Source organism: Timonella senegalensis JC301, assembly GCF_000312125.1.
Lineage (GTDB): Bacteria > Actinomycetota > Actinomycetes > Actinomycetales > Cellulomonadaceae > Timonella > Timonella senegalensis.
This window is the reverse complement of the sequence record NZ_HE978641.1, coordinates 898,505-907,358: the sequence shown is the minus strand read 5'-3', so window position 1 is coordinate 907,358 and position 8,854 is coordinate 898,505. Positions and strand designations below refer to the sequence as shown.

10 protein-coding genes are annotated in these 8,854 nt (G+C 64.7%); 8 read left to right on the top strand and 2 right to left on the bottom strand.

All coding sequences use genetic code 11. The features are described from left to right. Nucleotides 1–147 precede the first annotated feature (147 nt). From hemC to hemL, 4 genes are all read left to right on the top strand, one after another. Nucleotides 148–1,140 carry a hydroxymethylbilane synthase gene (hemC, locus tag HGSM_RS03875; RefSeq protein WP_019147429.1) on the top strand — a complete coding sequence of 331 codons (993 nt, stop codon included), beginning with the start codon at nucleotides 148–150 and terminating at the stop codon, nucleotides 1,138–1,140. Next, nucleotides 1,133–1,948 (top strand): uroporphyrinogen-III synthase, encoded by an 816-nt coding sequence (locus HGSM_RS03870; RefSeq protein ID WP_019147428.1) that lies wholly within the window; start codon nucleotides 1,133–1,135, stop codon nucleotides 1,946–1,948. Before hemC ends, HGSM_RS03870 begins: the two co-directional genes overlap by 8 nt. Next, a complete protein-coding gene (gene hemB / locus HGSM_RS03865; RefSeq protein ID WP_019147427.1) occupies nucleotides 1,948–2,919 on the top strand; it encodes a porphobilinogen synthase in 972 nt (323 codons plus the stop codon). Before HGSM_RS03870 ends, hemB begins: the two co-directional genes overlap by 1 nt. An 88-nt stretch (nucleotides 2,920–3,007) precedes the next feature. Then, nucleotides 3,008–4,330: a glutamate-1-semialdehyde 2,1-aminomutase gene (gene hemL / locus HGSM_RS03860; protein WP_019147426.1), complete on the top strand. Its 1,323-nt coding sequence runs from the start codon at nucleotides 3,008–3,010 to the stop codon at nucleotides 4,328–4,330. A 7-nt stretch (nucleotides 4,331–4,337) separates the two neighbouring features. Here hemL and HGSM_RS03855 read toward each other — a convergent pair whose 3' ends face one another. Further along, nucleotides 4,338–5,090, bottom strand: coding sequence for a TetR/AcrR family transcriptional regulator (locus HGSM_RS03855; protein ID WP_081581296.1), 753 nt, complete (start codon nucleotides 5,088–5,090; stop codon nucleotides 4,338–4,340). A 112-nt stretch (nucleotides 5,091–5,202) separates the two neighbouring features. On the opposite strand from HGSM_RS03855, the gene HGSM_RS03850 reads away from it, so the two are divergent. Then, nucleotides 5,203–5,685: a glutathione peroxidase gene (locus HGSM_RS03850; protein WP_019147424.1), complete on the top strand. Its 483-nt coding sequence runs from the start codon at nucleotides 5,203–5,205 to the stop codon at nucleotides 5,683–5,685. 15 nt (nucleotides 5,686–5,700) lie between these two features. Here the strand turns inward: HGSM_RS03850 and HGSM_RS03845 are convergent, their stop codons facing one another. Further along, nucleotides 5,701–5,925: a hypothetical protein gene (locus HGSM_RS03845; protein ID WP_019147423.1), complete on the bottom strand. Its 225-nt coding sequence runs from the start codon at nucleotides 5,923–5,925 to the stop codon at nucleotides 5,701–5,703. Nucleotides 5,926–6,050: 125 nt separating this feature from the next. On the opposite strand from HGSM_RS03845, the gene HGSM_RS03840 reads away from it, so the two are divergent. The 3 genes from HGSM_RS03840 to HGSM_RS03830 form a co-directional block, all read left to right on the top strand. Next, the gene (locus HGSM_RS03840; protein WP_019147422.1) at nucleotides 6,051–6,332 is read left to right on the top strand and encodes a metal-sensitive transcriptional regulator; all 282 of its coding nucleotides are present in this window, start codon (nucleotides 6,051–6,053) and stop codon (nucleotides 6,330–6,332) included. A gap of 106 nt (nucleotides 6,333–6,438) precedes the next feature. Next, on the top strand, nucleotides 6,439–6,801 hold the full coding sequence (locus HGSM_RS03835) for a heavy-metal-associated domain-containing protein (protein WP_019147421.1): 363 nt from the start codon (nucleotides 6,439–6,441) through the stop codon (nucleotides 6,799–6,801). Nucleotides 6,802–7,043: 242 nt separating this feature from the next. Next, nucleotides 7,044–8,854 (top strand): heavy metal translocating P-type ATPase (locus HGSM_RS03830; RefSeq protein WP_019147420.1); only part of this gene is annotated, 1,811 nt, incomplete at its 3' end.

Sequence of the window (8,854 nt, the reverse complement as noted above, 5' to 3'; positions counted from 1 at the left end):
GATCCTTCCACCTCCCTCTCTTCATCGAGAGTATTCCTGAGCCCACTCTCATCTTCGAGAGTGGGCTCAGTCATACTCTCGATGGAAAGGTGGGGGCGATCGAGCAGGCTCTGCCCGTTTCCTCACCTTGGGTGGAACAATGGCTGGGTGGCTACCAACCAGAACCCCAGTTCCCTCACCATCGGCACACGCGGCTCGGCACTCGCGCTCGCGCAGTCCGGAATCATTGCCAAGCTCATCGAGCAGGCGACCGGAACCGCCGTTGAGTTGGTGACCATCAAGACCCAGGGCGATGTCCTGACCGGCTCGCTCGCCAATATGGGCGGCACCGGCGTCTTTGTTACCGCGATCCGCAATGCCCTGCTCGAGGGCCGCGTCGACGTGGCTGTGCACTCCCTGAAGGATCTTCCTACGGCGCCGCAGGAGGGCACGGTCATCATCACGCCGCAGCGGGAGAACGCGCAGGACGCGCTGTGTTCCCGCCACGGTGAGATTCTGGATCTCCTACCTCCTGGGGCGCGGATCGGAACCGGTTCCCCGCGCCGCGCGGCGCAGCTTCTTGCTGCCCGCCCCGATCTGGAGATCGTGGATATTCGCGGAAACGTAGACACCCGCCTCGCTCGGGCGGGCCTGTCCACGGCCGACAAGCCAGACACCCCCAACGATCTCGACGCCGTGGTCCTGGCCAATGCTGGTCTGCGCCGGCTGGGTCGGGCGCACGTCATCTCGGAACTCCTCCCCCTCGCTGGCATGCTGCCTGCTCCCGGCCAGGGCGCGCTGGCCGTGGAGGTTCGTGACTCGCTTGCGGACGAGGACCCCGGGCTGTTTTCCTCCCTCATGTCTCTGCACCACGTACCCACGTTCCTTGCCGTGACCGCCGAACGGGCTGTGCTGCGCCAGCTCGAGGCGGGATGCGCAGCACCCCTTGGCGCCTATGGACACATCGCGGGCGGCGAGCTTCACCTCACTGCAGTGGCCCTTGACCCCCGGTCTGTCCAGTCGTCCGCGCTGCCTTCGCGCCCTGCCGTTCGCCGCGAGGCACGCGTCCCCGTCTCCTCCGTGGATGACGCGGTGGCGGCGGGCGTCGCGCTCGCCGCGGCCCTCCTTGAGGGCGGGGCCTCGGAGTTCTTGGATGCGTGACGCTCGCGGTTCGCTCGATAACACCACGACCCTGATACTGCGTCCCGCCGAGCGGGCCGCAGGGCTGACCCGCCTGGTCGAGGCCGCGGGCGGCCTCGTGATCACCTGCCCGCTGGTGCGTAGGGAACTGATTTCCGACGATTCCCGCGAGCTCGTGGACAAGGCCACTCGTGACCTTGGTCAGTTTGGCTGGGTTGCCGTAACCTCGGTCAACGCGGTGGACGAGCTCACCGCATCCTTGGAGCGCACACACCCCGGCACACCGCTGAGCGTGGTGGCGGCGCAGACCCGATGGGCCACTGTTGGTCCCGCGACTACTCGTGCGCTGGAAGCCAAGGGGATCGTCGTTAATTTTGAGGCCGCCGAGAATTCGGCGGCTGGCATGCTCGCAGCGTGGCCCGAACAGGGCCGCGAGCGCGGCCGGGTGCTCCTGCCGCTCGGGGATCTGGCAACGAGCCAACTGCAGGACGGACTCGCCGCGATGGGGTACGCGACCACCCGCGTCACGGTCTATCGCACGGTGACTATCCCCGCTACCAGCGAGGCGCTTGAGGCGTACCGGTACGGGGAAATCGATGCGGTGATCGCGAGTTCGGGGAGTGTGGTGCGGGAGTTTGTGAAGCAGTTCGACCCGTTAGCCGCCGCCCAACTAGGCGGCGAGCTGCCTGCCCTCGTGGCCATCGGTAGCCCCACCGCCCGCACGGCCAACGCGATGGGCCTGAGCGTCACCACGATCGCCACCACAGCAACCGATCACGGCCTTTTTGATGCGCTGGAACGCGCGATCAACCTCAGCAAGGAGTACTAATGGAACGCCCCCGCAGGCTTCGCACCTCCCCCGCAATGCGCGCACTCGTAAGCGAGACGCGCATCCACCCGCGCGACCTCGTCCTGCCGCTGTTCGTGAAGGAGGGGGCGACCGAGCCGATTGCCATCGCCTCCATGCCGGGGGTAGTGCAGCACAGCGAAGAGTCGCTGGCCACCGCCGTGCGCGAGGCTGCCGAACTGGGGCTGGGTGGGGTCATGCTGTTCGGCGTGCCCGCCACGCGTGATGCCGTGGGGTCGGGTGCGGTTGATCCCGAGGGGATCCTGAACCGGGCGATTCGGATTGCCAAGGACGCTGCCGCCGGCAGGACTGTGGTGATGGCGGACGTGTGCCTCGATGAGTTCACCGATCACGGACACTGCGGGGTTCTGGACGCCGCGGGCGAGGTGGACAACGACGCAACTAACGCGCTCTACCGGACGATGGCAGTGGCCCAAGCCCAGGCCGGCGTGGACGTGGTGGCCCCGTCCGGAATGATGGATGGTCAGGTTGCTGAGATCCGAGAGGCCCTCGACGAGGCCGGGTTCACCGGCGTGGCTATCCTGGCGTACTCGGCCAAGTACGCGTCCGCGTTCTTTGGGCCGTTCCGCGAGGCCGTGGACTCGCAACTCAAGGGCGACCGCCGCACCTACCAGATGGACCCGGCGAACGCCCGCGAGGGCCTGCGCGAGGCAGACTTAGACCTCCTTGAGGGCGCGGACATGATCATGGTGAAGCCCGCGATGAGTTACCTCGACGTGCTGCGCCAGGTAGCAGACCGATCGTCCGTCCCCGTGGCCGCGTACCAGGTCTCGGGCGAGTACGCGATGATCGAGGCCGCCGCTGCCAACGGGTGGATTGACCGGGAGGCAGCCATCATGGAGTCGCTGATCGGGATAAAGAGGGCGGGAGCGGACGTGATCCTCACGTACTTTGCTGCTGAAGTTGCGAGCAAGGTAGCGCAGCAGAAGTAGGGACACCACGAAGTGTGTACCTGCTGGCGCGCGAGCGGACGTAGCTCGCAACAAATCAAAACTGCGAGCAAACTGAAAAGGAAAGCGCATGATCCAGTCCAATGACCAGGCCTTTGAGCGGGCGCAACACATCCTCCCGGGCGGCGTGAACTCGCCGGTTCGCGCCTACCGCGGGGTGGGCGGCTCCCCTCGTTTCCTCGCGAGCGCCAAGGGTGCCTACGTCACCGACGTGTCGAGGCGCGAGTACGTGGATTTGGTGGGTTCGTGGGGTCCTGCACTGCTTGGCCACGCGCATCCGGCCGTGGTCGCGGCTGTCCAGGAGGCTGCGGCGCGCGGGTTGTCGTTTGGCGCTCCCACGCTGGGCGAGGTCGAGCTTGCCGAGGAGATCGCCCGCCGCATTCCCCCTGCCGAGCGGGTGCGTCTGGTGTCTACGGGGACTGAAGCCACGATGACCGCGGTGCGGTTGGCGCGTGGGTTCACGGGCCGGCCCATGATCATCAAGTTTGCTGGCTGCTATCACGGGCATGTGGATTCGCTGCTCGCGGAGGCCGGTTCCGGTGTGGCCACGGCGTCGCTTCCCGGCTCGGCTGGCGTCACGCCGGGTACCGCCTCGGACACGCTGGTCCTGCCCTACAACGATCTCGCGGCCGTGGAGGCCGCTTTCGCGGCCCATCCCGGCCAGATTGCCGCGATCATCACGGAGGCAGCTCCCGCGAACATGGGGATCGTGCCCCCGCTGCCCGGGTTCAATGAGGGCCTGCGCCGGCTCACGTCCCAGCATGGTGCGCTACTGATTTTCGACGAGGTACTCACCGGATTCCGTTGTGGCCCGTCGGGTTGGTGGGGCTTTGAGAGCAGTCTCCTGGGCGCCAACTATATTCCTGACCTGTTTACGTTTGGCAAGGTCATTGGGGGCGGCCTGCCGGTGGCTGCGCTCGCTGGCTCCGCCGAGATCATGGATTGGCTTTCGCCCCTTGGCCCCGTGTATCAGGCGGGCACGTTGTCGGGGAACCCTGTTGCGGTTGCCGCCGGCTTGGCCACGCTGCGGGCCGCGGACGAGTCGGTGTACGAATCCGTATCGCGAGCATCCGAGGCGATCGCAACGGGCGTTTCAGAGGCGCTCACGAACGCGGGAGTAGCGCACCGGGTGCAGCGTGCATCATCCCTGTTTTCAGTCATGTTCGGGGAGGCCGCGGCGCAGTACGGGAGCCGTGACTACGCGGACACCACCGCCAACGACACGTTCCGGTACGCGCCCTTCTTCCACTCCATGCGGGAGCAGGGAGTTCTCCTGCCGCCTTCCGTATTCGAGGCGTGGTTTGTCTCGGCCGCTCACGACGACGCCGCAGTCAACCGAATTGTGGAGGCTCTGCCTAACGCCGCACGAGCTGCCGCGCGCGCCATCGCTTAGGCTGGGTTCACTCGGCTAGGTCGCAGGCCTCCACAAAAGTCTGGTGGAGGCGTTCACGGTACTCCGGCACCACAAGGTGGGTCAGGTAGTGCTCAAGGGTTGCCGTGTAGTTGACCTGTTCTGGCTGGAGCAGCCATTGCACTTGCAGGCCTTCGGACAGCGCGATGATCTCTGTAGCGGCGGCTTCAATGTCGATTTCGGGGCGGAGCACTCCTGCTTTTTGAATCGCGCGCAACGCTCCACGGTAGTCCGCCCGCATTGAGTCGTAGCGCCGCTTGTAGAACTCGTGTGCGGGGTACTTGGGGTCGGATGCAGCGATGGCTTGGGTGGTGAAAAGCTGGATCATCCCAGGCCGGTCAAACGAAAACCGCATGTAAGTGATGAACTGGGAGATAACTTCCCAGATATCGAGTTCCGAGTGGTCCCCACTGTCGCGATCACCGCTGAGCGCGATGGTTCCCACGAAGAACTCGTCGCCCTGGGTGGAACGCTTTTCGAGGACAGCGAGTAGCAGGTCCTCCTTGGATGGGAAGTGATAGCGCAGGCCAGCGTGGGTAACGCCCGTTGAGGCGGCGATTTCGCGCATGGATGCGCCGTGGTACCCATACTCCGCAAAGTGCTCGAAAGCTGCTGCGAGGATTTCTTCCCTACGCTTACGCCCGCTCTGGTACACAGTGCCTGGCGTCTTTGGACCTCGGGATCCTTGGCCTGGCTCAGTGTCATGTGGGGCGAGGTGCGCGCCCGCTTGTCCGCTGCTCATACGGAGCAGTATCCCACTTCCGGCGGACTCAAGCTGGCAAAATCTCGCCGCCCGAAAGAAGTTCCCCCTAAGGTACTAGGCTGGAGGGACACCTAGCCTATTTGGGGGAGAAATGGCAGATCTCAACTCGATCGAACTGACGCTTATCGACGGCACGCACACCACGTTTGGCCAGTGGGATGATCAGGTAAAACTCGTGGTCAACGTTGCCAGCAAGTGCGGATTCACGCCGCAGTACGAGGCTCTCGAGGCCATCTACGAGAAGTATCGCGACCAGGGATTTGTTGTCCTGGGATTGCCGTCAAACCAGTTCCTGCAGGAGACCGGGAGCGCGGAGAAGATCGCCGAATACTGTTCTCTGACGTGGGGCGTCACCTTCCCCATGACGCAGAAGGTGCGGGTCAACGGCAGCAAGAAGCACCCACTGTATGCCGAGTTGCGCCACGCTTCGGACGCCAGCGGTTACTCCGGGCGCATTCGCTGGAACTTTGAGAAGTTTCTAGTGGGCAAGGACGGAAGCATCCAGCGCTTCGCTCCCGCCACCTCGCCAGACTCCCCCGAGGTCATCGCAGCGATCGAGGCAGCGCTCCGCTAACTTCCAGGATCCTCACTATTTCTGGGGACCCCGGCGGTGGTTCTTGCCGATCCAGTTGAAGACCAGGAACACCACGGCAAAGAAGATGACGAACCTGAAGAGCGGGTTCATGGCGGGGAAAAGCCACCGCAGTGCTATCGAGATGATCAGGGAAAGCACCATCGAGTACAGCAGTGAGGTGGTGGGGCTGACGCCCTTGCCCTCGCGGTCCAGTCCCAGAAAACGTTTGATCGAGTCCACGGTTCTAGTGTGCCACGCGGCACAGTCGCAGTGATCCAGCAGACAGAAATATATACCCCCTGGGGGTATCCAAAGATACCCTACGGGGGTATATTTGAATCGCAAGGATGGCGAAAGGAAACACAATGGCTGGATACAGCGGAACCAAAGAGGACTACCTCAAGCGACTTCGTCGTATCGAAGGCCAGGTCCGCGGGATCGCGCGCATGGTTGATGAAGACACCTACTGCATTGACGTGCTCACCCAGATCTCTGCGGTCACCAAGGCCCTGCAGTCAGTTTCCATCGGGCTTGTGGAGGACCACTTGGGACACTGCGTTGTTGACGCCGCCAAGTCCTCGCACGAAGAAGGCAAGGAAAAGGTCAGCGAAGCCGCCGAGGCAATCGCCCGCCTGGTCCGCAGCTAACTGAGCCGCACTCTAGGTAACTAGCCCCAAGGCCCGTTCCACCCGACCCCTCAGACCGCGCATCACCTGCGATAACGCTCCACAACACAACCAGTAAGGACTCACAATGTCGACTGTCACCACTCTCATGGTTCCTGGCATGACCTGCGGTCACTGCGTCTCCGCAGTCACCACCGAACTCGAATCCGTTGCAGGCATCGAGAACATCTCGATCGAACTTCGCAAGGGCGCTGAGTCTGAGGTCACCGTGTTCTCCGACAACCCCCTCGAGGAAGCAGCGCTCCGCGCAGCTATCGACGAGGCTGGCTACGAAGTAGCCTCGCTGACCGTTGACGAAAAGGGCCAGTCCACCGAAGCCGAGACTGAAGGCCGCGCACAGCTCGCTGGCGAAGACCTTGGCCTCGTTGCAGCTGACGCTCCAGGCAAGGCATCCGGTGGTTGCGGCTGCGGTAACTGCAACTGCAAGTGATCTTCCCTTTCCTAGGCCCCGCCCCGGCCGGACCACAAACCCACGGGGCGGGACCTAGGAACGTAACCAAGATCGTCGAAAATCAGAACAGCACAAGCACCACAGCACTACCGCACCGGGACTGACTGGGGCAGCCGCAGGCTGCCCCACGCATCCGAACGTGCGCTGCCCCGACTGGGCCCCACGCGAACGCACGCCGACCTGCGGCGTTCCTCCACAGTCGATCCAAGAAGTTGATTCACATGCGTACGACCACCGAATCTCAGCCGCGCGAGCCACTCGAGCCGCACCCCCAGCCTGTCATCGCTGAAGTTGACCTTGCGGTCTCCGGCATGACCTGCGCCTCCTGCGTTGCACGCGTGGAGAAGCGCATCAACAAGATTCCCGGGGCAGTGGCCACCGTTAACCTGCCACTTGAAACCGCACACGTTGTGCTCACCGAGCCCGTGGCGGACGAGGACCTCGTAGCCGCAATCGAGCGTGCCGGATACGGCGGACGCGTCACCGGACGTGACGACAAGACCGCCAAGAAGTCCGAGGCCCCAGAGGCCATCGAGCTGGACACGTCCGCACCCACCGAGGACCGCGGTGCAATCCTGAAGCCGCGACTCATTGGCTCCGCGATCCTCTCGCTGCCCGTGCTCCTGCTGTCCATGATCCCGGCGCTGCAGTTCCCCGGCTGGCAGTGGCTCGTTGCCGCACTCACCCTTCCCGTGGTGACGTGGGGGGCGTGGCCCTTCCACAAGGCTGCCTTCAAGGCCGCGCGCCACGGTGCGTCCACCATGGACACGCTGGTCTCGCTTGGCGTGATCGCCGCGACCCTGTGGTCGCTGTGGGCGCTCCTCCTTGGTGGCGCCGGGGAGATCGGCATGACCATGCACATGTCGTTCCTGCCGCGTGCGGGCGGGCATGGAATGATGCCCGAGCTCTACTTTGAAACCGCCGCAGTGGTGACCACGTTCCTGCTGGCCGGCCGGTACGCCGAGCACCACTCGCGCCGCAGCGCCGGAAACGCCCTGCGGTCCCTGCTGGAAATGGGCGCTAAAGACGCGCACCGCATCGTCACCGGTGCCGACGGCCAGACCCGCGAGGAGCTTGTTCCCATCGAGTCGCTCGTGGTCGGCGACGTGTTCGCCGTGCGTCCCGGCGAGAAGATCGCCACGGACGGCGTGATCACCGAGGGCACCTCCGCAATCGACACCTCGCTCCTGACCGGCGAGCCCGTCCCCGTCGAGGTCGGCCCCGGACACAACGTCACCGGTGCCACGGTCAACACCTCCGGACACCTCCTGGTCCGTGCGACCCGCGTGGGCAAGGACACCACGCTGGCCTCGATTGGCCGGCTCGTCACCGCCGCACAGACCGGCAAGGCACCCGTTCAGCGCCTCGCCGACCGCATCTCCGCGGTATTCGTACCCGTGGTCATCGTCATCGCGATCCTCACGTTCGCCGCGTGGATGATCTGGGGCGACTCCACTCAGGCCGCCTTCACGGCCGCCGTGGCGGTCCTCATCATCGCTTGCCCGTGCGCTTTGGGCTTGGCCACGCCAACCGCCCTGCTGGTCGGTTCGGGCCGTGGCGCACAGCTCGGCGTGCTCATCAAGGGCCCAGAAATCCTTGAGTCCACCCGCCGCGTTGACACGATCGTGCTGGACAAGACCGGCACCGTCACCCAGGGCCGCATGTCCGTGGAAGGCGTCTTCGGCGCCCCCGAGACCCTCGAGTACGCGGCAGCACTCGAGTCCAAGTCCGAACACCCGATCGCCCAGGCGATCGCCGCCCACGGCGGCTACGGCACTGGCTCGGCTGGCACTGATGGTGGCGCTGGTAGTGCGACAGGATCGTCGGAAATTATCGACGATTCTGCTGGCTCCCAGCCCAGCCTCGCCCTCGAGGTCACCGAGTTTGCTAACGCCGCTGGCGGCGGCGTCTCCGGCGTGGTCCGCAGACCACACTCCGGCGTGGACGTGGGCGCCCGTGTACTCGTGGGGCGGCCAGCCTGGCTTGCTGAGCAGGGAGTCGCGGCCGCAAGCCCAGAACTAACGGCCGAGTT